Genomic DNA, 24,975 nt, shown 5'->3' with positions numbered 1-24,975 from the left:
GGAGCCCTCACCATGCAGATCAACCGGATCCCCACTGTCTCGCTGATGTCCACCGCGGACCGCAATATCCAGGCTGCGCAGCAGCGACTGGCCGCCGCGCAGGATAAGGCCTCCAGCCTGAAGGAACTCACCCGCCCCAGCGATGACCCCACAGCCGCTGCAGAGGCCATGGCTGTCCGAGCTCAGCAGCGCGCCGCTGACCAGCACGGCCGCAATATCAATAACGCCAATGGCTGGCTCTCCACAGCTGATAATGCCCTCAGCGAGGCCACCTCGCTGATGCACCAGGCTCGCGACACCGTGCTGGCCGCTTCCAATCATGGTGCCCTGAACGAACAGGCCCGAGAGGCTTACGCCCTTCAGCTGGAGTCCATCCGGGATGGACTGCTCAGCGCCGCGAACACCCAGTTCGCCGGTCGCAGCGTCTTCGCCGGCACCTCCGATGCACCCTCAGCCTTCAGCCCGCAGGGCGAGTACCATGGAGTTGCCGGCGATACCGTCCAGCGCAACATCAGCCCCACCACCACCATCCGAGTGGATGCTGATGGTGAAGCGGCATTCGGCAGCGGCGAGAACAGTATCTTCGCTCTTCTGGATACCATCGCCGGCCAGTTGCGCGCTGGAGAGCCAGTCTCCGGTCACCTCGAACCCCTGCAGGAACGGATGGACAGCATCCTCTCCGTCCAGGCCGTGGTGGGCGCGAACCACGCCACTGCGTTGCGGACCCAGGAGTCACTGGTGAGCGAGAAAGTCGCCCTGGAAACTCGCCGCAGTGCCCTCGAAGATGCGGATCTGGCATCCGCGGCGTTGGAGCTGCAGACCCAGGAAGTTGCTTATCAGGCTGCTTTGGCATCCTCGGCAAGGATTCTGCAGACGTCACTGATGGACTACTTGCGATGACTGAACTTTCTTTCCCCGATTCGCTGCCCGGGCTGGCTCCACTGCGTACGTTCCGGCTCTCCGACGTACAAGGCGCGGTGGGACTCTACTCATTGGACTCTGCTGAGATGCCAGAAGTTCGACTGTTTCTGCTGGACCCGGGAGTGCATCTGCCCGATTACTCGCCACGGCTGGAGCGGCATCTGAAGGATCTCGGAGCCGGCGCCACGGAGGAACTGCGAACTCTGCTGGTGGTCAACAGCTCCGACGGCGCCATTCACGTCAACCTGCTGGCTCCGGTGCTGATCAATACAGTGACCAGCTCTGGAGCCCAGGTCATCCTTGAAGGGCAGGACTATCCGGTACGCCAGGAACTGGCTCTGCCCACAGCCTGAAGTCGGCGGGCCAGAATCAAGCCACCATGCCCGGGGCGGCGGAACGGATGATCTGGCGCACCTGCCGCCGGGATCCCAACCCGAGCTTGGTCAGCACATTACTGACGTGGTAATCAACGGTTCGGACCGAGACCCCGAGGCCGCGGGCGATCTCCTTATTCGTCTCGCCTGCGGCGATCCGCATGGCCACTTGGCGTTCGCGTTTGCTCAGCTCCCACAGCACAGGCCCGGTATCCGCCCTCGGGGACTCCCCGGCAGAGATGGAGACTGCGGAGGGCGGTGCCTCGTGAACCGTTGCACTGCCCTCGCGCTCCCCAGGCCGATCAGGCTCTCGACGTCGAGCGAGGGATTTCAGCTGGACCTCGGTCAACTCTGCCGCGTGAGATGCCCCTATGCTGCGATAAAGCACCAGAGCCCATTCAAGTTCGTTGACGGCGGTATCCAGATACTCACCTAGCATCTCCGGGTGGTAGGACAGCAGCATGGCTCGGTCAAGGGCCGCGTAGCCCCGCAGGACCCTGAAGCCGCCGCCGTCAGGTTGACCCGGCCTGATTCCCGGGAGGGTAGCGGTGGTATCCAGCACCTCTGTGAACGCGCTCCATGCGCGCAGGGGTTCTTGCATCGACCAATGTTCATAGGCGCATAGCCAGGCCGTCAGTAGCGCGGACATCTCTGGATCGGTGGGCACTTCTCCACGCTCGATCCGCTGGCGCAGCTGCGAAATAACTGTTCCGGCCCCGCTGTAGTGCGCCGCTCGCGCGTAGAGCAGGATCGGTTCAAGTCCGAGCTCCCAGCGACTCCCGGAAGAGTCACACATCCGTGCCAGCAGACGTAGGGCTTCTTCTTGATCTTGGGCCCAATCGGCTTTGCAGACCCGCGCCCAGTCGCTGGCGGAGCTCACTATTGCACCGTGGGCGACCTTCACCAAAGCGATCTCGTCAATCAGCGCGGCAATCCGGTCACCGAGACCTCGCTGCTGAAGGAGACTTGCGAAGGCGGCATAGAGCGTGAGAATACTCGAATCTTCTCTTCCCAGCAGTCCCCGTGACGCTGCATGCTCCATTACCTGCAGAGCTTCCTCCCAGTAGCCCGCAGCATGCAGAACCAGTGCACGCTGGAGGTCGGCATAGCGGGCAATGCCGTGTTCTGGCGGAAGTGCGTCGACCCGGCTCAGATCTGCGTAGGCAAGGTCTGCACGACCCGACTGGCGGTTTCTGCTGGCCCGGCCCACCCGCAGCTCCGCCTGAGCCAATTCAGTACCGGGGAGACCCTGAAGGCCCTCGAGCAGTTCGGTAATTCTTCCGACAGCTGCGCACATGCCCTCAGGTTCGCGGTTCTCCAGGATCTCCCACAGCCTGATTCGCGCATGGAGTCCGGCGAGCTGGCCGACGGTGACGTAATCCTCGTGAGCTGCGCTGGGCACCGCGGTCTGAGCGCCAATGTCCTGAAGGTGCGCTTGCCAGTCCTGAAGCATCTCCAGCACAACCTGCGGGGCGGTGGCCAGCCGTTGGTGATCTCCGCGCAGTCCCAGGCTCCTGCCGGCCTCGGCCACAGCCTCAGCGAAGAGCAGCGCCCCCGGAGTCCTGCGGTCAACCGCGCCGACGGCTTCTAGATGCATCACGCAGCTGTCGTAGTCGTTCTTGCCCAGAGCCAGGAACGCCAGTCCCGCTGCGCGCAGTGGGCCATCCGGGAGGTTACGAATCTGCAGTTCGAACTCCGCCAGGGCTATCAGCTGGCCCCGCGGAACGGCGGCAGTGAGAAGATCAGCCACGGCCGCTTCGTTACAGCGCAGCCGCGCCCGTGCCAGGAAGTGATCCAGGGCTTCACCGATCTCCCCGCGGCGCAGTGCATCACAGCCGGCCCGGGCACGCTCCGCGGTCAGACTTTCGACTTCATCCTCCTCAGGCATGAGCCGCACGATCTCGGTCCGGTGGAACAGGGATTCATAGGGTGCGACGACCTTGAGCAGCTCGCGGTGGATCCGCACCAACCCCTGGGAGGACAGGAACGCAGTCAATGCCTGGGCGACGACCCGGTTACGCGGTGTATAACCGAGTCTGGTGCCGTCCCAGACCACCAGCCCGGTTTCCAGCAGTTCTGCCAAGTCCACGGGGTGACCGGCTGCCTGTTCCAGTTGCACTCGGGACAACGGCGCTTGCGCCGTAGCCACTAGTTCAAGGGCATGAGCAGTGGACTGATCCACCTGGCGCAGAATCTCACGAACTGCTCTGCGCATTCGCTGCCACTCTGCACCGGCATACATGGCGCAAAACGCTTCCGGAAGGCTGCGTTGACCAAGCGGGGTGCGAGACAGGTATTCGGCCACCGCACTGATGAGCAGCGGATAGCCAGCGGTTTCCTTCAGCACGCGTTGCACCACGCTGGACCCGATCGGGGTGTTGAGCTTCTCGGCCAGCAGCTCTTTAGCCTCAGATGGACCATAGGGCTCCAGCAGCAGGTAGCTTCCGTGGAGGTTGCTGCGGGCGAAGCTGGCCAGTCTGCTCACTGAGCTGCGCGTTGTGGGCTGGGCGCTGAGGATCAGCAGCACCGGTGACTCGTGTATCGCTGCGCTGAGCCGCAACAGCCCCTCCGCGGAGGCGTCATCGAGCCAGTGCGCATTGGCGATGGTCAAAACAGTGGGAGTGCGCATGGCAGCTGCCAGACGTTGTGCTTCCACCGTCAGTTCTGGGATCGACAGGGACTCTGAGGCCACACCGAAGAGGTCCACAATCCGCTGCAGAACGTAGCCGTCATCCCGCGTGTGCTGCTGGTCGAGGATGATGCTGATCTCGCGCCAGGCCCGGCAGTCTTGAAGCCCATATCTGAGCAACCGTGTTTTTCCTACACCGGCGAAGCCTTCGAGGAAGACCACGTGGCTGCGTCCGGCCCTCACCCGTTTCACGGCTTCGGTGAGCACTTCCAGCTCTGCGTCACGGCCGATGATGGGTGAGTTGATCTGCACACGTGCCCCTTTCAGATACACCCGAAGTGTGTTCAAGAGTATCCCCGGGACAGGGGCGCCACCAGGCACGATGAGTAACAACTCGATAAATGGACCCGCCCTGTGGTCCTACCTGCCACCAACGGATGCTCAGCCGCGCTCAGCGGTCTGTGGAAGTTATAAAACCGCAGGTCACACGGAGATTCCTCGGCGTAAGCCGCGGAGACTGGGCATAGCCGATCGAGTAAAAGGGGCTCAGCCTTCGATCAGGTCGCGGACCTGGATCACCTGGTCTCGGCCGGGGCCAACGCCTACTGCAGAGAACTGGGTACCGCTGAGCTTCTCCAGCCGCAGCACATAATCTCGTGCATTGACCGGCAGATCCTCCAGCGTCCGTGCCCCAGAGATGTCCTCTGTCCAGCCGGGCAGGTACTCAAAGACCGGCTTCGCGTGGTGGAACTCCGTCTGAGTCATCGGCATCTCCTCGTACGTCACGCCGTCGATCTCATAGGCCACGCATACCGGGATCTCCTCGATACCGGTGAGCACATCCAACTTGGTCAGGAAGTAATCGGTGAAGCCATTGATGCGTGCGGCATAGCGGGCCATGACGGCGTCGTACCATCCGCAGCGGCGCGGCCGGCCGGTATTGACGCCGAACTCACCACCGGTCTTCTGCAGGTACTCGCCCCACTCGTCGAAGAGCTCAGTGGGGAACGGGCCAGCACCCACACGGGTGGTGTAGGCCTTCACAATGCCGATGGACCGGGTGATGCGGGTGGGGCCGATACCCGAGCCCACCGAGGCGCCGCCGGCGGTGGGGTTGGAGGAGGTCACAAACGGGTAGGTGCCGTGGTCGACGTCGAGGTAGGTGGCCTGTCCGCCCTCCATGAGCACCACTTTGCCCTCATCCAGCGCGTCGTTGAGCAGAATGGTGGAGTCCACCACCATGGGCTTGAGCCGCTCCGCGTAGGAGAGGAAGTGCTCAGCGATCTCATCAACGGTGATCGCGCGACGGTTGTAGAGCTTGACCAGCAGCTCGTTCTTCTGCCGCAGCGCGCCTTCGATCTTCTGCCGCAGGATGGACTCATCGAAGATGTCCTGCACTCGGATACCCAGGCGTCCCACCTTGTCCATGTAGGCCGGGCCGATGCCGCGGCCAGTAGTGCCGATGGCACGCTTACCCAGGAAGCGTTCGGTGACCTTGTCCATGGTCTGGTGGTAGGGGGCCACCAGGTGGGCGTTGGCGGAGATCTTCAGCCGCGAGGTGTCCGCGCCGCGGGCCTCAAGTCCATCGATCTCTTGGAAGAGCGCCTCTAAGTTCACGACGACGCCATTGCCGATGACCGGGGTGGCGTTCGGGGAAAGAATGCCGGCAGGAAGGAGCTTCAGCTCAAACTTCTCGCCATTGACCACCACGGTATGACCGGCGTTGTTTCCGCCGTTGGGTTTCACCACATAATCGACTCGCGATCCCAAGAGATCGGTTGCCTTGCCCTTACCTTCGTCGCCCCACTGGGCACCGACGATCACGATGGCTGGCATAAGGGTCCTCTCGAGACTGGAATCAAGGCCTTAGGGAGTCTACCAAGCTCATCTGAGCGAAAGCCGAGGAAGAGTCCAGCCACTATCCAGTACCCCTACCTAGCGTGTCCTCCATGGGTACATCACCGAAGATCAGAGGTTCTGCAGTTGTCATCACGGGAGCCTCCAGCGGCATCGGCAGGGCCACCGCACTGCGTTTTGCTGCCGCAGGGGCCAACGTGGTGCTGGCTGCCCGGCGTGAGGAGGCCCTACGCGAGGTAGCCTCCGAATGCCGCCGCCACGGGGTGCGCGCACTCGTGGTGCCGGTGGACGTCACCGAAGCAGAGTCCGTCGAGCGCGTGGCAGACCGTGCGGTGGAGACTTTCGGACGGCTCGATGTCTGGATCAATAATGCCGCAGTGACGGTCTTCGGTCCGCTGTCCCAGACACCCTTAGAGGATTTCCGGCGCGTACTGGATGTCAACATCATGGGCTATGTCCACGGCACCAGGGCGGCCCTGAAGCACTTCCGGCGCCAAGACCATGGCGTGCTCATCAATATCTCCTCGATTGTGGGTGAGGTGGCCCAGCCCTTCACCGCCGCCTACTCCCTCTCCAAAGCCGGCATTAACGCTCTCTCAGTGAGTATCCGCTCAGAGCTAGCGCTGGAGAAGCGCGACGACGTCCACGTAGTCTCGGTGCTGCCGGCCACCGTTGACACGCCGTTCTTCTCCGAAGCCGCCAACTACACCGGACGCAAGATCCTGGCGATGCCTCCTGTCTACTCACCTCAGCGGGTAGCAGACACTGTCCTGAAGGCAGCCAAGAAGCCTCGGCACGAGATTCCGGTGGGCCCCGGTGCCAAGCAGATGGTGATGCAGCACCGCGCCACGCCGGCTGCTGTGGAGAACTTCATGGCGGCCCAGGTGGATAAGAAGCACCTTTCTCGCCAAGAACCAGCACGAGCCAATAGCGGCAACCTGTACCGCTCAGCCCCACGGGAACTAGCCACCATTCAGGGCGGCTGGGGTGGCCGCAAACGGCAGGCGGGCCGCCGGGTTCTGATAGGTACGGCACTGACTGCCGGCGCCGTCGTCGTGGTTCCGGTGACGGTAGGGGTCGGCAAAGCACTGGCCGCGGCGGCGGTCCCTAGGACCGGCAAAACTGTCCTCAGCAGACTGGGCAGCACCCCAAAGAGGAAGACTGGCAGCCGGTAGGTTGCACCTCAGGTGCGACTCGACACTTAAAAGTGGCACCGTCTTCGCTCTTGGGCGCCGATGTTTATTGTGAGGCGAACCGCTCCACACGCAGGACACAGTCGAGGTCTACGCCGCTGAGTGGAAATTCAGTCCGCCACTCAGCAGCGTCACCACCGGCGACACCGGTGATGTCCACTTGGATGATGCCCATGGTTTCGTTGCCGTCCATGGCTGAGACGTAGACCCGATAGTCCTGATCGTCGGATTCAGGATTGGTCACAGTCCCCTCGACCTGCAGCACCCCGTCGTGGGACTCGCAGGCCCCCACCTCCGCGTCGTCACGGGCCCCTTCGTAGTCCTCAACGGACCCAGGCTGGTCAGGCATATTGATGACCTTCTCGTCAATTGCCGCACCACTGCCAGCGGTCCCTTCGCCAGGTTCGTCTCCGGGACCACTACAGGCCACCGCGGTGGCTGCAACTACTACTGCTGCAGCAGCTACAGCTACCCTTCGGGAGGTACTCATACCGTTGATCCTTTCCGGTTGCGTCTCGCCAGCATGAGCCCAGTACCCATCAAGAGCACCAGGCCGGCAATCAGAGCAATCCATGCCACGGAAGCGCCAGTGATGGCCAGCCCGCCGATGTTCACGGTGGTCTCATCTTCATCGGTGACTGGACTCGGTGGCTCCCCCGCGTCCGGGGCCTCCGGTGGGGTGGCGCCGATGGTGGCCACGTTGTGCACCGCACCAGCTTCCACATCTGCGGCGGTGACGGTGTAGTCAACAGATGCGATGACCACGTCACCAGGTGCCAGCACCCCAGGTTCGCCGGGCCAGCTGTAGACCAGATCACTCAGGCCTTCCAGCGGATCCTCGATTACTACATCGGCCAGGGTGACATTACCGGTATTGGTGCCGATGAAGCTGAAGGTGATCGTCTCGCCTGCAGCAGCGGCGCCGTTGAGTTCGCCGTCCTTCTCCAGTTCGAGGGCCGGGGCCGACTCGAGCGGGATGCGGACATCTGCAGGTGGAGTCAGCACGGGGCCGCCCGCTGGCGGTGTGGCCTGTGCGGTCGCGACGTTATCCAACGACCCTGCATCCACGTCAGCCTGAGTCAGAGTGTACTCAGCGGCAGCTGTTGCAGTTTCACCGGCAGCCAGGACTCCAACCTCACCAGGCCATTTGAACTCCAGCTCGCTCAACCCGTCCATCTGGTCCGTGATGTTGGCATCGGTCAGCGTCACGTTGCCGGTGTTGGTCAGGGTGAAGGAGTACTCGACGGTATCCCCTGCGTGGGCGTTGCCGGAGTAGGAACTGGACTTCTCCAGGGTCATGCTCGGGCTCGGCGGCAGTGTAATGATCTCTTCAGCGGGCGGTGGGCTGATCGGATCGCCCGGAATCGGATTCTGCGGGTCATTCGGATTAAACGACGGCGGCGGGGTCCCTTCTGCCGTCGCGACATTCACCACAGAACCGTTATCCACGTCAGCCTGAGTCAGCGTGTACTCAGCGGTTGCGGTCACCGACTCGCCAGGGGCCAGGAACCCAGCCTCACCAGGCCAGGCATACTCAATGCTGCTCACGCCTTCCAGCTCATCAGCGATGCTGACATCGGTCAGCGTCACGTTGCCGGTGTTCGTCGCGGCGAAGCGGTACTCCACCACGTCCCCAGCCACAGCATCACCCTCGTAAGAGCTGCTCTTAACCAGGTCCATGCTCGGGCTCTGCGGCAGCTCAGTGACAAACTCATCGAACGGCGGCACCAACGGCTCCTGACCCGGAGGCGTACCGTCAGCAGTCGCGGTGTTCACCACAACTCCGGCGTCAACATCAGCCTGAGTCAGCGTGTACTCAGCCACAGCGGTCACCGACTCACCAGGCGTTAACACACCAACCTCACCAGGCCAGGCATAGACCAGCTCAGAGAGTCCTTCCAGCTCATCGGTGATGACCACCTCGGTCAGCGTGACGTTGCCGGTGTTGGTCGCAGTGAAGCTGTACTCCACCACGTCCCCAGCCACAGCGTCGCCGTCATAGCTGCTGGACTTCACCAACTGCAGCGCAGGCTCCTGAGTGGTGGTGACAGTTGCCACGTCGTTGTCAGTGACCGGTTCATCATCCGGCGAGGTACCCTCAGTGACGGCTGTGTTGATGACTGCACCGGAGTTCACATCGGCCTGAGTCAGCTCATAGGGAACCTCAATGGTGATGGACTCGCCTGGTTGGAGCACACCAGGGGCATCTTCATTAGGCCACTCGACGTTGGAGAGGTCTATATCGCCACCCAGCAGTGAGTCGTTCAGGGTGACATCGGTAAGTGTGACATCGCCGTTGTTAGTGATGGTGAAGGTGTAGTCCAACACATCGCCAGCGGATACAGGTGATTCTTCAGAATCAAGTTCGCCAGTCTTCACTAGCTCGATGGAGGCGATGGTGTTCAGTTCCACCACGCTCTCTGCAGGCGGAGGACTCACTGGGTCCTGCGGGGTCGGGTTCTCCGGGTCCGCAGGGTTATAGATCGGAGGCGGCGTGCCTGCGGCGGTGGCTGTGTTGACGACTGAGCCAGCATTGATGTGCTGCTGTGTCAGCGTCAGTGTCGCGGTTGCTGTGACCCGTTCACCGGGCGCGAGGACACCAGCTTCACCAGGCCAGGCGTAGACGAGGTCGCTCAACCCATGGAGCGGATCATCGATGCTGACATTGGTCAGCGGAACATTGCCCGTGTTGGTCAAGGTGAAGGTATATTCCACCTCATCACCGAGCACGGAAGTACCATCGTCGTTGTTGGTCTTCTCCAGTGTCAGCTGCGGATCGTTCACTGGGTGTTCGGTGGTGACGTCGTCCGGATCGAACGGGTCGATACCACCGGTCGGGGTCGCTTCCCCGCTTGCGGTATTGGTCAGAGTCTCGCCCTGAGCGTCGTCATCGATCTGCACCGTGTAGGTCATCTCGACGTATTGACCAGCGACAAGTATGTCTGACCAGGAGATCTCAGCGTCATCGTTCGGAGTCAAAGATACGGGTGCATCAGCAGCCGTGCCGTCTGTATTGTAGACAGTTGCAACGGGATCTCCATCTAACGCGAATGCGGCGTTGTTCAGCACTGCACTGAGGTTGTCGGTGACCGTCACAGGACTCAGCGGAGTCCCGCCGGTGTTGGAGCCTGTCACTGTGTAGGTGATGGTGTCACCGGGGTTCACTACTTCGCCGCTGGGCGGATTGGCGGTTTTTTCCAGCTCAAAGCCGGGTTCGTTGACGGGGTTGGTCACTTCAGATGGAGGAGGTGTGATGCTCTCGCCACCGGGCGGAGTGATCAAGCCGGTGACGGTGTTGTTCAGAGTATTCCCGGCGGCATGAGCTCCGACAGTGTATTGGAATGTGATGGCCAGCGTTTCACCGCTGTCGAGAGTACCGTCCCAGGTGAGCACGCCATCGGTGTATTCAACTGCCGGAACCGCGTCCTGGTCGTTAATGGTTGCTGTGATGCTCTCCTCGTCCAGCGTGCCGAGGTCCAGCAGATTATTGATGTCGTCCTCGAGGCTGACCGCCAGCTCATCCAGGCTCGTCTCACCGGTATTGCGCGCTTCAATGGTGTATTCAAGGGTGTCACCCGGGTTGACGTTTTCACCGGCACCGGCGCTGATTGTCTTCTCAAGCTCGAAGGCGGGCTCGTTGACCGTGTGCTCGGTGGTGACAGGCTCAGGAAGTACCGGATCCGGAGTGCCTTCGGGAACCTGCGCCTGGGTGATCGAAACACTGTTTGCCAAAAAGGCGCCTTCGGGCGGAATGCCAGTGATAGCTACCTCGTAGGTTATGGTGACCGTTTGTCCGGCACCGAGGTTACCGCCCCACGTCAGCTGGGATGCCTCGGAGTCGAATACGGGGTCTTCCAAGACTGGTTCATCGTCGACCGTAGCGGTGATGCTGTCTTCGACAACATCTGCATACGAGGTGACGCCCGAAAGATCATCCACCACGGTATAAGGGTCCATGCCAAACGCGCTGTCGTTCGAAGCGCTGACTGTGTATTCGATGGTGTCACCAACGTTCACTGCGGAGCCCGATGCGGGGGCCGCTGTCTTAGTGAGTGCGACGCTGGTGACTGGGGCCTGGATGATCAGAGGATGGTCTTCGACCTCACCACTGGTGGAAATCCCGGTCGGTCCGGCAATCTGTTCGGCATCTTCAGCCATACGAAGCCGCATGAAACTCGCGACACCGTCCACCGACTGCACGACGTCGATAGGAACGTCCCACGTCAGGATGGCGGCTCCCTCGGAACAGTTCGTAGTGTTCGATCGTTCCGCATCGTCGAACGTGCCGTTGCCGTTCCAGTCGATCCAACCAGCCACGGGAGCGTTGCCGCGGCAGGTAATATCCTGTTCATAAGTCCCGCCCGGCAGGACGTTGATAGTGCCGAGGTCACCGACAGCGTCCTCGTCATTGAGGTTGTCGTTGTCATCACCGCGGGCGTCATCGCTGTAGATCGGCGCCGGCTCTGAGTCGATTGTCTCGCCCAGGGTGTTGCTGGGCAGCTGCGGAGTGGACAGCCCGGTATCAGCAGCGAAAATCGACGTAGTGCCCTGCGGCAGCTCACCACCAGTCCATGTGCTCTGGTACAGCGCACCCGCCGATCCATAGCTCTCCGGGGCATCACCGAAGTCACTTTCCAACACCACGCCCAGGGCGACTGCAGACTTTCCTCCACCCTGCACGGTCACGTTAGCGCCGGTGGCGCCTTCCATGAAGGCGATTCCCATAGGCCCACCGCCGGCGCACTCTCCTCCTTGGGGGGAAAGTCGCAGAGTGTCCCCGGTGACGATCGCATTGGCGCCCTGGTTACAGCCTGGTTGACGGAAACGCTCAATGAGGTGCCACTGCACACCGCTCTGGTGGGGCGTAGCCTCGACGTATTCGCGTTGTTGTACATTGCTGGACTCCGCGTCGGCGATCACTAGGCCGGCCATCGGGACCGGGGTCCCGTCAAGAGTGGCCCCACAGCTAAAGTCGAAGTTCACTAACTGCGCGTTGGTGCTGTTGCTCAAACCGATGATGAGCCGGTTCGCGGACCCGGTGCCGCCGATGTTGTACAGGTGCGGTAAGCCATCATTCTGCCAGTTCCCTGGGCGGTATGCCTCAAGTGGGTTGGAGATGCCGTTGATGGTGCATGTGGTGATCAGTTCCTGCCCGTCGATGATACGAGAAGTGCTAGCAGTGTCATTGTTATTGATGCGCTGCCCGTGGTTCCCCCACTCCAGCCAGTCAATCTGTCCCTGATACTGACCCGAACCCCCGGTGGCGAAGGTCGCCTCGGCTTCAGGTGCTATGGACACATCAAACGCCTGGATACCGCCGAAGACCAGCGCTGCTATGGCCAGCAGGGAGACTGGCTTAAAGAGACGACGCTTGGTGTGTACTTCAACATCCGTCGACTTCTTGCAGGCATCGCGGAGTGATCGGCGAAGGCGGGCAGTCATAAAGACTCCATCTATGTGGGTTCAACAAGGTGGTTCCGAAGACAGCGGATGCCTCGACTGAAGGAGAACGGTTCCCGTACTCACCGACTTGAAAGTCGACTTCAGTTCATCGTGAAGACCAGGGCTACTGCCCTTTAGCCACAGTGCGCACACCCGCGGAAATTCACGGTATCCGAGCGGAACCGCCGAATAGCCATAAAAACTGGTGCACCACCAAGGTTCACCCTCAATTCACCCTCACCACGTCAAGCACTACAAAGGACTCTCCGTTCGGCCTCCCTGATGGACTCGGCAGCTGAGGTAACGTGAAGTTGCCGGTAAGCAGATCGCCACTGCGGTTTCTCAAGAGGCATGTGGCGATGGGGCGGTCGGGCCCGGGTCTCAGCCGAGCCGACCGCCCGAGGCTTCCAGATAGCAAGCTGCGCAGAGTGATTCGTACCAGACATCCTCGCCGTCAATGGCGACTTGATCGCCGTCGAAGATGATCGCCCCACCCGCGCGGCGGGTGTTGAACACGGCTTTGCGTCCACAGCGGCAGATGGTCTTCAACTCCTCCAGCGAGTGCGCAAGATCCATCAGCCGGGCTGAACCAGGGAAAGATTTGGTGCGGAAATCGGTGCGGATCCCATAGGCAAGCACAGGGACGCCGTCCAGGACTGCAATGCGCAGAAGGTCATCGACCTGTGCGGGGCTCAGGAACTGCGCCTCATCCACCAGCAGGCAGGCCACCGGTTTGATGTCCCGTTGGCCAGACCCCGCGTCCTCATCGCCCAATCCCTCTAGCAGCGTGCCTTCGGAATCAACCTCGGCATGACGACGGAAAAGTTCCCGAAGGTCAGCCTGCGCAGGGACCAAGAAGTCCACTTCCCGGGTGACGCCCAACCTGGAAACGATCTCTTCAGCGCCCTTGGTGTCCAGGGCCGGCTTGGCCAGCAGCACGCGCTGCCCGCGCTCCTCATAGTTAAACGCTGCCTGCAGCAGTCCGGTGGACTTGCCGGAATTCATTGCGCCGTAGCGGAAATACAGTTTGGCCACGTGAGTACTGGTATCTCTTTTCGGTTTAAGCGGTGGGCAGCTGTTGCTTGAGGGGCATTTGTGCTGAAACACTGCGCGTGAGAAGGCCCCGATAGCGGTAGAGAGTACTGGTCAGCGAATCTTGGTGATCTCTTCAGCGGCCTGCGGGTCGCAGTCGTTGAGGAACTTCTGGATACGGACCACCTCGTCAGTTTCGCCGATAGCGGCAGCCGCCTGCCCCAGAGCAGCCAGGGCCCGCAGGAATCCACGGTTAGACTCATGGCTCCACGGCACCGGGCCGGATCCGCGCCAGCCGGCTTTGCGCAGGGAGTCTAACCCGCGGTGGTAGCCCACACGCGCGTAGGCGTAGCCCTCCACGGTGTAGCCCTGATCCAGAGCGTCCTCACCTAGCAGCGCCCACACCAGCGATGAGGTGGGGTGCTCGGCAGCCAGATCTACCGGTTCCTCACCGGCGGCCAGAGACTCAGTCACCTCCGGCTCAGCAGGCAGCAGAGTGGGTTCGGGCTCCATCAGGTTACGACCAAGAATGCTCATGCGCCTAAGCCTAAACCGTCCTATGCCTACTGAAGCGGTACGTGACGGTACATGCCACGATCTGCTCCGGGCTTATCGCTACCTGGAGCCTTTATCCAGGCTGCTCAGCGCGCCGCGGTAGCCTCAGCGCGGGCCTCGGTGAGGTTCACCCCGCCCTGCGGAGAGCCTGACCCGTCGTCGTGGCCTCCTGGACCACCCGGGTCCCTTCTCCCCCGGCCACCGAAGCCGCGGCGCTTCTGCCGCACTGTGGCCCCATGGATGACCCGGTGACGGACAAATCCGGACACCTGGTCCACCACCATGGTGATGGCAATAATGACGAACAGTGTGATGCCGATGGCTTCCCAGTCGTAGGGACGCTGCCCGAAAAGACCGTTGGGCGGGCTGATCAGACGACCGATACCACCGGCACCGAGCGCGCCAAGGATAGCGGAGGCACGGATGTTGACCTCAAAACGGTAGAGCCAGATGGCGATCACCTCAGGCATCACCTGCGGCAGCACCGCCCAGCGGATCATCTGCGCGTGGGTGGCGCCGGAGGCTCGCGATGCTTCCAATGGCCCCGGGTCCACGCCTTCGATCGTTTCGGAGATCAGCTTCGAGAGCGTACCGATGGAGCTGATGCCCAGTGCGAAGGCACCGGCCATGGCACCACCCATATGAGCTGGTCCCACACCCAGCAGCGGGATGAAGATCGCGACGGCGAACACGAGCTCCGGCACTGCGCGGATGATCGAGAGAATGAAGCGCATGGGGATGTAGATCGCCAGCGGCGTCATGTTCCGGGCCGCGAGGATGCCGCAGGGCAGTGAGAAGAGCGCGCCCACGATGGTGCCGATCCAGGCGATCGCCACCGACTCCAGCATCGCGTCGAAGGCCGAAGACCAGGCATCACGCGCCTCTTCGTCCGGAATCTGCGCCACTCCGGCCACCATCTGCGTGGTGTAGTCCCAGATCCGGGCCGGCATGTCCAGCAGGGCGCTCAGGGTCATGCCCGTACCGGCGGCAGAGGACACAAAGACCACGCCCACGAAGATGAGCGCCATGTTGTAGAGGAACTTGCTGGGCTTCACCGGACGCATATCCAACCGGTCCGGCGCGTAACCTTCCCGACCCTGCGCTACTCGCTGCGTCTCGGCACGGCGCTGCTTAGTAGTGCCCAGATACGCCAGACCAAAGATGGCAAGACCACACGCGACGACGGCGGCGCCGGCGGCACTGCCCAGCATCGCCCGGCGGAAGACATCTGAGGATTCAGCTGCCGGTGCGTAGCTCAGCAGGAAGGAGCCGGCTGCCAGCAGCACAGATCCTGCCAGGGCTGCTGCAATTTTGTATCCGGTGCTCACAGCAGCTTCCTCCGAATCCACATGGACAGCAGGTCGACAAGCAGGACCACCAGGACCAGCGCCCACAGGATGGCACCGACATTCTCATAGCCCTGCGACATGCGTCCGATCTGACGGCTGAGCTCGCCACCGATACCGGCCACCCCGACAACACCCAGGGCTGCGGAGGCACGGATATTCAGTTCAAAGACGTAGAGGCTGTAGGAGACGAAGCTCGGCATGACTGCTGGCAGGACTGCCACACGGTCGCGCTGGACCAGGTTGGCACCGGCGGCGTCGGCTGCTTCCAACGGACCGAGCGCGACGGCGTCCACCGACTCGCCCAGCAGTTTGGCCACAATGCCGATGTTGAACATGATCAGCGCCAGCACCGCAGCCAGGGCTCCGAGTCCGTAGGCGGTACCGCCGATGAATGCGGCAAAGAGCAGCGCCCAGCCCACATCCGGGATGGAGCGGACCACGGAGTTGATGGCCTTGACCGTCTGGCTGGTGGCCTTATTCGGGCTGGACACCGGTGAGGCCAGCATGGCCAGCAGCAGGCCGATGAAGCAGCCGATGAGCGTAGCCACCACGGCCATGCAGAGGGTGATCAGCCATTCTCCCCAGATGGGGCGTGAGGTGCCGGCAACATTGGAGAAGAGCAGGTAGCTCCAGTCCGGGTTGAGGTAGCCCAGCAGCTGGTCACGGGTATTGCCCGCGGTCAGGCGCTGCGGAACCTCCACGATCCGGTCCAGGAAGTAGATGCTGGCAGCGGCCCAGTAGCTCATGATCACTACGGCCAGTGCACCGAAAGCCGCCATGGCACCGGTGCGGGTGAGCCAGCAGAGAACCAGCACCGCAAGCATCACGGCGAAGCCGATAAGTGGCCATTGCGGTGCCCATAGCGTGGTGAAACCCAGCGGAATGAAGAGCACTGAGGTGTCTTCTCTTGTCCACCAGAAGAAAGCAAAGGCGGCGATGGCCACCAGGGCCAGCAGCAGATAGGACTGCAGCGGGGGCCGCGGACGCTCAGGCCGCTGCACAGCAGCCGGCGCCCCCGCGGAGGTGCTTGGCTCGACGACGGCGGTCACCTCAGGGCTTCCCGCCCGTTTCGCCACCAGCGGCGGGATCTGCTGTTGCCGCATGGAGGTCATCGTCTGCGGCCGGGGCCAGCTCATCTAGCTTCACCGGCACTTCGACTGCCGCGACGTCCTCGGCGGTCAGCGAGCGCTGGTAGACCTCTTCGATGACCGAGTCGGTAGCTTCGGCGGTGGGGCCGTCGAAGACCACTTCGCCCCCGCGCATACCGATGATCCGGTCGGCGTAGTCCCGGGCCAGGTCTAGATGGTGCATATTCACGATGCAGGTGATGCCGAGATCCTGCTGGATTCGGCGTAGGTCCCCGAGAACCTGGCGGGCGGTCGGCGGATCCAGCGAGGCTACCGGCTCGTCCGCCAGGATCACCTCGGGGTCCTGAGCGAGCACACGGGCGATGGCCACACGCTGCTGCTGGCCGCCCGAGAGCGCGGAGGCCCGGTTGTAGGCTTTGTCCACAATGCCCACCCGTTCCAGGGACTGGAAGGCGATCTCTTTGTCTTCGGCACCGTACCAGCCGATGAGGGAACGCCAGGTGGGGGTCGCGGCGGAGCGACCGATGAGCACGTTATTGAGAACGCTGATGCGGCCGACGTTGTTGAACTGCTGGAAGATCATGCCGACCCGGGCGCGCAGCTGACGCAGCTTGGACTTATTGCGCGGGTCCACCACGGTGTCACCCACGGTCAGGGTGCCGCCGGTGTAGGGAACCAGCCCATTGACAGCACGGATCAGCGTGGATTTGCCGGCACCGGAGAGACCGATGATGGCCACGAACTCGCCCTGCTTGATATCCAGGTTGACGCTGCTGAGGCCTTTGAACCCGTTGGGGTAGACCACATCGACGTTCTCAAACGTAATCATGATGAAAGTCCTGCATTACTCGCAGGTGCGGACCGTGAGCGCTGTGCCACGATCCGCACCCTGAGTATGTCAGGCGATTCCTCTCAAAAGGTGAGCTGCTAAAAGCTCAGGTTCACTGATCGCCGAAGTTGACGTAGACCTGGCGAGCCACGTCCAGCGCGTCTTCGTCAGCAGGAGCCAGGCCGTTGATCTCGTAGACATCGTAGAGCGGGTCGCCCTCGTCGAGGTCGCCGGACTCAGCGAAGCTCAGGAAGGCGTCGCTGATGACCTGCAGCTCATCCTCGTTGAATTCTGGCGATGCCACGATTCCGTCATTCGGGATGGGGCCGGCCCAGGCGAACACCACGAGCTCCTCGCCCACATCGGGGTTCTCCTCAGCGATGTTGGAGCGGGCGTCATCGAAGGAGGTGCCAATGGTGAAGTCACCGTTGTACACAGCCTGCACGGAGGCGTCGTGGCCGCCGGCGAACTGGGCGTCGACCTCCACGCCGAGCTCGTTGAGCTGGGTCTGCGGGAAGTAGAAGCCGGATGCCGAGCCCTCATCCACGTAGGCCACTGCAGTGCCGTCCTCGATCAGCTCCAGGGCGTCCTGGCCGACCGGTCCGTAGTCGGCGAATTCGCCGCTGTCTTCATCGTAGATGCCGTTGCAGAAGGAGTAACCCTCTTCGTTCTGGACAACCTCATCCAGGCAGTAGGTGTCAGGGTCATTGGTGAACCACTGAGTCACATAGGTATCAGAGCCGTAGCGGATGGACTGCAGGATCGGAGTGCCGCCAACCTCGTCCTCAGCCTGGATCATGCCGATCGGGCCGGACATCAGCAGCTGCACGTCACCGGACTGCATGCCCTGGATGACGGTCTGGTAAGAATCAGCGAAGAAGATCTCCACGTCGAAGCCGCCCAGAGCCTCGGAGAGCTGCTCGGCCAGAGCGTTGGCGTTGTCCTCCTCGGCCTCAGTGGCGGAGTCAGTGGCAGGCACCAGGCCGATGGTGATGGAGTCCACCGAAGTGATGTCTGCAGTATCACCGGCAGGGGTCTCTGCGGCCTCGGTCTCCTCGGCGTCGTTGCCGGTGACGTCTCCCTCATCGCCGGCACAGCCGGCGAGAGTCAGGGACAGAACGCCAGCCAGCGCGAAGGCGGACTTGGTCTTCATACGCATATGGGAACTTCCTTAAGTTCTATCAAGATGCAAGGTGCAGGTGCGGTGCCGAGGACCGGATTCTTGCCGAAACCCCTCATCGGCGGGGCCCGCAGCTAAAGCAGGGGCTCCATGTCAGCCTAGGACGCACTAAACCTGGTCACAAGCTGGGAAGCCCTAGTTCACCAGATGTTTACTTAACGTTCCGCTGCCGGTGATGGGCTGGTGCCCTCTGCGCCACAGCTCCTTGGCACAGGGCGCTCTCATCATTCCGCTGAGGACTGTGCCCAGGCCCGCATCGCCGAGGCAGCGGCCTCGAAGGTGGCAACCCTGTGTGTGGGCGCCCCCAGCCCGGTGCCGAATCGGTCAATGAGCACGGTGGTCCCACCCAGTTCATCAACATAGGCCAGATCATTGAGCCAGATATCCCCCACCGAGAGAATGTCCCGGGCAGCCACCGGATGCGCAGTTCCAGCGCAGGCCTGCTCAACCGCAGCAGGCATACCGAAGGGTTTGCCCGCACCGTTGATCACCGCGTCAAAGGCACCTTCCAGACCCAGTACCTGAAGCCAGGGCTCGAAGCCCTCGGCCGGTGAGTTGGAGATAAGAACGACGACGGCGGATTCGCGAAGCTCCTGGAGTAACTGATCCACGCCTTCAGGAGCGTGCACATCTGAATGCGCCAACCCCTGGCTGATCAGCCGACGACGGGCCGCACGGAATGCCAGTCCAGTTTCGGCCGCGCTCAGACCTGCTTGCTGGGCCAGCAGCTGTACCAGCTGGTAGCCGTCCTGCAGCGGCCAGGAGACGGGGTGTGGTTTCGCGGTGTCCTGCGCAGCAGTCTCCTGGGCCGCCGCCCGGTCAGCGAGCACCGCCAGCGGCACTCCGGCGTCGTCGTAGGCGATCTCCGGTACCAACAGCTGGTTGCTGACGAAGGCTTCTGCGGTGATGTCCCGGACCGAGCGCCGCAGCTGCCGGCCTAGACCCCGTTCCGCCAGCATGGCATCGGCCTCAGCAGCATAGGCCAGCACCGGGTCATCGCCGTGGCAGAGGGTTCCGTCGAAGTCGAGGATGAGCAGTTTGGTGCGTGTCACGTCAGCCTTTCGCAACATGTATTGGGCAGCAGGGAGCCGAGACAGAAGAATCCCACCGATCGTGACCGTCAGCTCCCTGTGATGGGGTTCTGGTGCAACAACCGATGGGATTCTCTGTGGTGCGGCGAAATGAACCGGGAGTCTCAGCCGATGGACTTGCCGGCGCTGCCCAGCTGCTGGGCGGCTTCGACAATGCGAGCGGCCATGTTCTCCTCGGCCTTGGCGCCCCAGACGCGCGGGTCGTAGGTCTTCTTATTGCCGACCTCGCCGTCGACCTTCAGCACGCCGTCATAGTTCTTCAGCATGTGATCTGCCACCGGGCGGGTGAAGGCGTACTGGGTGTCGGTGTCGATGTTCATCTTGATGACACCGAAGCTCACAGCATCGGCGATCTCCTGCTCAGTAGAGCCGGAGCCACCGTGGAAGACCAGATCGAAGGGGTTCTCCTTGCCGAACTTCTGGGCGGTCTGCTCCTGGATGTCCTTCAGGATCTCCGGGCGCAGCTTCACGTTGCCGGGCTTGTAGACCCCGTGCACGTTGCCGAAGGTCAACGCGGTGATGTAGCGGCCCTTATCGCCAGTGCCGAGGGCCTCAAGGGTGGCGACGGCGTCCTCCACAGTGGTGTAGAGCTTTTCATTGATCTCGTTCTCCACACCGTCCTCTTCACCGCCGACGGTGCCGATCTCCACTTCGAGGATCTGCTTGGCAGCCGCAGTGCGCTCAAGCAGCTCAGCGGCAATCCGCAGATTCTCCTCCAGGGTCTCTGCGGAGCCGTCCCACATATGGGAGTTGAAGATGGGGTCCCGGCCAGCCTTCACCTCAGCCTCGGAGGCCTCCAGCAGCGGCAGCACAAAACCGTCCAGCTTGTCCTTCGGGCAGTGATCGGTGTGCAGGGCGATATTCACGCCGTAGTTCTTGGCGACCTCCTTGGCGAAGGCGGCGAAGCCCAGCGAACCAGCCACCATGTCCTTGATGGAGGGGCCGGACCAGTAGGCGGCACCGCCGGTGGAGACCTGAATGATGCCGTCTGACTCAGCCTCGGCGAAGCCGCGGATGGCGGCGTTGAGCGTCTGGGAGCTGGTGACGTTCACCGCCGGGAAGGCGTAGCCGCCGGCCTTGGCGGCATCGATCATCTCGTTGTACTTATCCGGTGTTGCAATGGCCACGGAAGAACTCCATTCGGTTGTCCACGTCGGTAGGTGCAGCCTCGTTGATGCGGTTCTGGCCCCATCCTATCCGTGGGCGCCATGGAGCACGAGAACCAGCAGGTCTGAAGTGACTACGGCCTAGGACCATGATGTTCAACTGGTGAAATGCGGTTGATCGGCAAGACGCTCCTCCTTCAGCCGGGGCACTACCATCACCGGCCCCTTGGCGCTGAGCAGCACACCGCGGGACACTGATCCCATCAGCAGAGTTCCGACGCTGCGTCGGCCGTGCGTTCCCACCACTGTCAGCTGCGCCGATGTTGATGCCCTGGTCAGCACGGTGACCGGGTCCCCGATCTCCACGCTGGTGATGATGTCCAGGTCCGGGACATGGCCCCGGAGCCAGGTGGCTTCTGCTTCAAGGGCATTCTCCAGCTCGCGCTGGCGACGCTGGGTATACACCGCATCAGTGGGCGCCAGCTCTGGATACCAGACCAGCGCACCCTCCACCGGGGGCAGCGCCATCACCATGTGCAGAGATACCGAACGTGCTGCGGCAACATCAGCAGCTTGGAGGGCGGCCACCCGGCTATAGGCCGAGCCTTCCACGCCGACCAGCACCGGCTTGCTGGACTCTAAGGGAGCGAAAGGGTCCGCGGCGTCGTCGTTCTCCAAACGGTATCCGCGCGGGACGATCACTGTGGGGCACTTCGCGTGAGAGGGCAGAGCCGTGGCCACTGAGCCCAGCACCCGCCCGAGGAACCCTCCGCGGCCCCGGGCACCGACCACTGCTAACTGGGCGGAGCCGGAGAGTTCCACCAATACGCCTGCGGCATCACCTTCGGCTGAGCGGTAGGAGACCTCGCCAGGATAGTCCTTGAGGTATCCACGGGCTTCTTCCAGCACGCTCTCGGCCACCTCCTGCTTGAGCTTCTCCTCCGAGAACTCCGGGACCCCGACCAGCCGGGCATGAGCCATGGCGCCGATGGTGAAGGCGGTGACCACTGTCAGCCGCGTCCCGCGTCGGCGGGCAGCGCGAGCTGCGTAGTGGAGAGCGAGCACTGAGTGCTCGGAGCCGTCGAAGCCGATGAGGACCCCGAGGTCTCTGCTGCGGGCTTCGAAGGGAATGCTGCCGGTGTGCTGAACGCCGTGTTCCATGACTGCCCTTACCCAGGGGTCTGCGAAGCGACCGACGACGACGGCGACCCCCGTGATAGAGAACCGTTGCCGTCAGGTGTCATTCTACTCCCACGTTCTACACCGTGTAGAAGAAGTCTTGACCACTGGAAGAAGTCTAGGCAGCAGCCTTTTTGCGCCGCGCGGTCTCTGCTGCCAGCTGGAATTCACGCTCGATCTCAGCGTTCTCACGGTAGGTCAACCGGCTGACCACCACCGCCACCAGCACGTTGACGGCGAAGCCAGGGATGATCTCGTACAGAGTGGCCCCGAAGATCTCCGGGCCGTAGGAGGACCACAGGAACACCGTCACCGCACCGGCGACCATGCCGGAGAGCGCACCCCAGCTGCTGAGCCGGCGCCAGAAGAGCGAGAGCAGAATGGCTGGGCCGAAGGAGGCACCGAATCCGGCCCAGGCGAAGGCCACCAGCTCCAGAATGGTGCCACCGGGGTTCAGCGCCAGCAACGTCGCCACCACTGCCACTGCCAGCACACATCCTCGCCCCATCAGCAGCAGAGTCTTCTGCGAAGTAGCCCGGCCGAAGACTTGGTACAGGTCCTCCACAAAGGCCGAGGAGCTGACGATGAGCTGGCTGGAGACGGTACTCATAATGGAGGCCAGGACGGCGGCAAATACCAGCCCCACGACCAGCGGGTGCAACAGGATCTGGGAGAGCGCCAACACCACATGTTCAGGGTTGCCCAGCTCATGCTCGGTGCCGTTGAAGTAAGCAATGCCGATCAAACCGCATCCCGCAGCGCCGAGCAGCGAGAGCGCCATCCAACCGATCCCGATCCGCCGTGCGGTCGTCGCCGCAGCAGGGTTGCGCAACGCCATAAAGCGCACGATCACGTGCGGCTGACCGAAATAGCCCAGCCCCCAGGCCAGCGCAGAGACCAGTCCGATCGCCGTGGCGGCGCTCATCGCCTCTCCCCCCAATAAGGAGAGCCGTGCCGGGTCCACCTCACGGATGAGCGTGAAGGCTTCACCGACGCCGCCCAGGGAGAACAGCGCGATCACCGGGACAATCAGCAGGGCAAGCAGCATCATGGTTCCCTGCACCACATCAGTGAGTGAGGCCCCCAGGAATCCACCGATCAGCGTATAGAGCAGAGTCACCCCGGCGACAATCAGCATCCCGGTCAGGTACGGGGTGTTGAAGGCCAGCCGGAAGAACTCCCCACCGGCCACCATCATTGAGGAGACGTAGAAGGTGAAGAAGACCAGCACGATGATGCCGGAGGCCACCCGCAGCAGCCTGGTCCCGTCATGGAGCCGGTTCTCGAAGAAGCTGGGAATGGTAATCGAGTTGTTCGCGACTTCCGTATAGGAGCGCAGTCGCGGAGCTACCCAGCGCCAGTTCAGATATGCGCCGATAGTCAGGCCAATGGCGATCCAGGCCTCAATGAGACCGGCCAGGTAAATCGCACCAGGTAAGCCCATCATCAGCCAGCCGGACATATCCGAGGCTCCTGCACTGAGCGCCGCAGCCCAGGAGGGCAGCTGACGGCCGGCGAGCATGTACCCCTCGTGGTCGGTGGTGCGGCGATAGGCGAACGTGCCGATCGCGATCATCACTGCGAAGTACAGCAGCAGCGCAATGATGAGGTAGGTCTGGTCGGACACGGTGAATCCCTTCGTGGCCTGGAGCAACTTCAGTGGTGACCACCACACTGTAGTCACTTATCAGCTCAGTGTCCTTGCCGCACGGGAGGAGTTTCGCTCAGCTGCTGCTGGGCCGCACGGCGCGGACGACGACGTCGCGGAGGCTCACCTGCTTACCGTCCTGCATACTGACCGTTCGGCTGACGCAGTCTGCGGTGATCACGTCCCAGCCGGGGATGCGGGCAGTGATGTCTTGGGCGGTCACGCTGGCCTTTGCCGGGGGATGCCCGGCGTCGTCGTGCCCGTGATGGTGTTCATGCGACCCCTGTTCAGCGTGCCCCACCACCAGCAGAGTCCCGCCGGGACGGACCCATTGGGCGATGCGCTGGTAGAGGTCCAGCTGCGGAATAGTGGCATGGGCGTAGTTGGTCATCACCAGGTCGAAACTGCGGGCAGGCTGCCAGCGGGTGACATCCTGCTGCTTCCAGTCCAGCCGGGCCTGCAGCCCGGTCCGCTGTGCCCGGTTTCTCACGTGATCGAGTGCTGCAGAGGAAATATCGACCGCGGTCACATGCCAGCCCCCGGCAGCCAGCCACAGCGCTTCGGCACCGGCACCACAACCGACATCGAGGGCACTTCCGACAGGGAGTTCTGCCAGCTCGCGGGCCATATAGGGGTGCGGTGGCGCGTCGGACATGACTGGTCCAGAGTGCCCGGTTGCCCAGTGCTCTCGCCAGTACTGGTGATCAAAACTGTGGTTCATAGAAGGATCATCGCCGCTCTCCATCGGTGTGAGCTGAGGTCTTGCCAAACGCGCAAGAACCCGATGCTCCCGGCTTGCGGTCAGCAGAGTCACAGCTTGCGTCCAGCTCGCGTGAGGCTGTCAGAAATACTTTGCCCTAGTAACTGCGGGGCTCGACAAGACAATGCCGCAGATGGTTCGATTGCCTAATAATCAGAAAATTGAGCTAAACGGGGGTAGTGATGGTCGAGTCGGCGCTGCAGGTGGTTCTTCTCACAGAGGACGGCCAACCACAGGGCACAGCCCAGAAGAAGGACGTGCACACTGACCGGACTCCGCTACACCTGGCATTCTCGTGCCATGTCTTAGATTCCTCCGGACAGGTTCTGGTCACCAGACGCTCACTGCAGAAGCGCACCTGGCCCGGAGTCTGGACCAATTCCTTCTGCGGTCACCCCCAGCCCGGGGAATCGATGGAAGCCGCAATACGTCGGCATGCGCATACTGAACTGGGGCTGAGACTTCAAGACATCCAAGTCCAGCTGCCAGATTTCCGTTATCGGGCCACAGACGCCTCCGGCATCGTGGAGAACGAGATCTGCCCGGTATTCATCGCCCAGGCGGATGGCACCCCGAGCCCGAATCCAGCCGAAGTGGCCGAACTTCAATGGAGCAGCCCTGATGAGGTCGGTGGAGCACTGCGGCAGACCCCGTGGGCATTCTCGCCTTGGCTGGTGGAGCAGGCGCAGCTGATGAAGCTCTATCAGGCACCTACAGCTGAAGACAGCACAGCAGGTTGACG

At 62.3% G+C, this 24,975-nt stretch carries 19 protein-coding genes; 4 read left to right on the top strand and 15 right to left on the bottom strand.

The genetic code is table 11. The features are described 5' to 3' along the window. Window positions 1-12 precede the first annotated feature (12 nt). Window positions 13-900: a flagellar hook-associated protein FlgL gene (gene flgL / locus ABEA23_RS07475; protein ID WP_345477435.1), complete on the top strand. Its 888-nt coding sequence runs from the start codon at window positions 13-15 to the stop codon at window positions 898-900. Then, on the top strand, window positions 897-1,274 hold the full coding sequence (locus ABEA23_RS07470) for a flagellar assembly protein FliW (RefSeq protein WP_345477434.1): 378 nt from the start codon (window positions 897-899) through the stop codon (window positions 1,272-1,274). Before flgL ends, ABEA23_RS07470 begins: the two co-directional genes overlap by 4 nt. 16 nt (window positions 1,275-1,290) lie before the next feature. On the opposite strand, the gene ABEA23_RS07465 is transcribed toward ABEA23_RS07470, so the two are convergent. Further along, complete coding sequence (locus tag ABEA23_RS07465) at window positions 1,291-4,236, bottom strand: LuxR C-terminal-related transcriptional regulator (protein WP_345477433.1); 2,946 nt, start codon at window positions 4,234-4,236, stop codon at window positions 1,291-1,293. 234 nt (window positions 4,237-4,470) lie between these two features. Then, the gene (locus ABEA23_RS07460) at window positions 4,471-5,760 is read right to left on the bottom strand and encodes an adenylosuccinate synthase (protein WP_345477432.1); all 1,290 of its coding nucleotides are present in this window, start codon (window positions 5,758-5,760) and stop codon (window positions 4,471-4,473) included. 113 nt (window positions 5,761-5,873) lie between these two features. Here ABEA23_RS07460 and ABEA23_RS07455 point away from each other — a divergent pair, with 113 nt between their 5' ends. Next, entirely contained in the window at window positions 5,874-6,956 is a 1,083-nt protein-coding gene (locus ABEA23_RS07455) for an SDR family oxidoreductase (RefSeq protein WP_345477431.1), read from the top strand. 64 nt (window positions 6,957-7,020) lie between these two features. Here ABEA23_RS07455 and ABEA23_RS07450 read toward each other — a convergent pair whose 3' ends face one another. From ABEA23_RS07450 to ABEA23_RS07390, 13 genes are all read right to left on the bottom strand, one after another. Continuing rightward, window positions 7,021-7,464, bottom strand: coding sequence for a hypothetical protein (locus tag ABEA23_RS07450; RefSeq protein ID WP_345477430.1), 444 nt, complete (start codon window positions 7,462-7,464; stop codon window positions 7,021-7,023). Further along, window positions 7,461-12,416, bottom strand: coding sequence for a CshA/CshB family fibrillar adhesin-related protein (locus ABEA23_RS07445; RefSeq protein WP_345477429.1), 4,956 nt, complete (start codon window positions 12,414-12,416; stop codon window positions 7,461-7,463). Before ABEA23_RS07445 ends, ABEA23_RS07450 begins: the two co-directional genes overlap by 4 nt. 381 nt (window positions 12,417-12,797) lie before the next feature. Beyond that, window positions 12,798-13,451 (bottom strand): thymidine kinase, encoded by a 654-nt coding sequence (locus tag ABEA23_RS07440; RefSeq protein WP_345477427.1) that lies wholly within the window; start codon window positions 13,449-13,451, stop codon window positions 12,798-12,800. Window positions 13,452-13,562: 111 nt separating this feature from the next. Next, window positions 13,563-13,985, bottom strand: a complete 423-nt coding sequence (locus ABEA23_RS07435; protein WP_345477425.1) for a DUF3151 domain-containing protein — start codon at window positions 13,983-13,985, stop codon at window positions 13,563-13,565. A 104-nt stretch (window positions 13,986-14,089) separates the two neighbouring features. Beyond that, the gene (phnE, locus tag ABEA23_RS07430) at window positions 14,090-15,331 is read right to left on the bottom strand and encodes a phosphonate ABC transporter, permease protein PhnE (protein ID WP_345477424.1); all 1,242 of its coding nucleotides are present in this window, start codon (window positions 15,329-15,331) and stop codon (window positions 14,090-14,092) included. Continuing rightward, window positions 15,328-16,455 carry a PhnE/PtxC family ABC transporter permease gene (locus tag ABEA23_RS07425; RefSeq protein WP_345477423.1) on the bottom strand — a complete coding sequence of 376 codons (1,128 nt, stop codon included), beginning with the start codon at window positions 16,453-16,455 and terminating at the stop codon, window positions 15,328-15,330. The genes phnE and ABEA23_RS07425 overlap by 4 nt, the downstream gene beginning before the upstream one ends. Further along, window positions 16,403-17,269, bottom strand: coding sequence for a phosphonate ABC transporter ATP-binding protein (phnC, locus tag ABEA23_RS07420; RefSeq protein WP_081652756.1), 867 nt, complete (start codon window positions 17,267-17,269; stop codon window positions 16,403-16,405). The genes ABEA23_RS07425 and phnC overlap by 53 nt, the downstream gene beginning before the upstream one ends. A 112-nt stretch (window positions 17,270-17,381) precedes the next feature. Beyond that, complete coding sequence (phnD, locus tag ABEA23_RS07415; RefSeq protein WP_345477422.1) at window positions 17,382-18,428, bottom strand: phosphate/phosphite/phosphonate ABC transporter substrate-binding protein; 1,047 nt, start codon at window positions 18,426-18,428, stop codon at window positions 17,382-17,384. Window positions 18,429-18,673: 245 nt separating this feature from the next. Continuing rightward, window positions 18,674-19,501 (bottom strand): HAD family hydrolase, encoded by an 828-nt coding sequence (locus tag ABEA23_RS07410; RefSeq protein WP_345477421.1) that lies wholly within the window; start codon window positions 19,499-19,501, stop codon window positions 18,674-18,676. Between the two features lie 143 nt (window positions 19,502-19,644). Then, on the bottom strand, window positions 19,645-20,667 hold the full coding sequence (gene fbaA / locus ABEA23_RS07405) for a class II fructose-bisphosphate aldolase (protein ID WP_044496104.1): 1,023 nt from the start codon (window positions 20,665-20,667) through the stop codon (window positions 19,645-19,647). 135 nt (window positions 20,668-20,802) lie between these two features. Further along, entirely contained in the window at window positions 20,803-21,807 is a 1,005-nt protein-coding gene (locus ABEA23_RS07400; protein ID WP_345477420.1) for a universal stress protein, read from the bottom strand. 136 nt (window positions 21,808-21,943) lie between these two features. Further along, the gene (putP, locus tag ABEA23_RS07395) at window positions 21,944-23,452 is read right to left on the bottom strand and encodes a sodium/proline symporter PutP (protein WP_345477419.1); all 1,509 of its coding nucleotides are present in this window, start codon (window positions 23,450-23,452) and stop codon (window positions 21,944-21,946) included. Window positions 23,453-23,549: 97 nt separating this feature from the next. Further along, window positions 23,550-24,194 (bottom strand): class I SAM-dependent methyltransferase, encoded by a 645-nt coding sequence (locus ABEA23_RS07390; protein WP_345477418.1) that lies wholly within the window; start codon window positions 24,192-24,194, stop codon window positions 23,550-23,552. 221 nt (window positions 24,195-24,415) lie between these two features. Here ABEA23_RS07390 and idi point away from each other — a divergent pair, with 221 nt between their 5' ends. After that, entirely contained in the window at window positions 24,416-24,973 is a 558-nt protein-coding gene (gene idi / locus ABEA23_RS07385; protein WP_345478641.1) for an isopentenyl-diphosphate Delta-isomerase, read from the top strand. The last annotated feature ends 2 nt before the right edge of the window (window positions 24,974-24,975 follow it).

This window comes from Nesterenkonia rhizosphaerae (assembly GCF_039544555.1).
Lineage (GTDB): Bacteria > Actinomycetota > Actinomycetes > Actinomycetales > Micrococcaceae > Nesterenkonia > Nesterenkonia rhizosphaerae.
The sequence above is the reverse complement of the archived record's forward strand: the minus strand, read 5'-3'. Positions and strand labels throughout refer to the sequence as shown.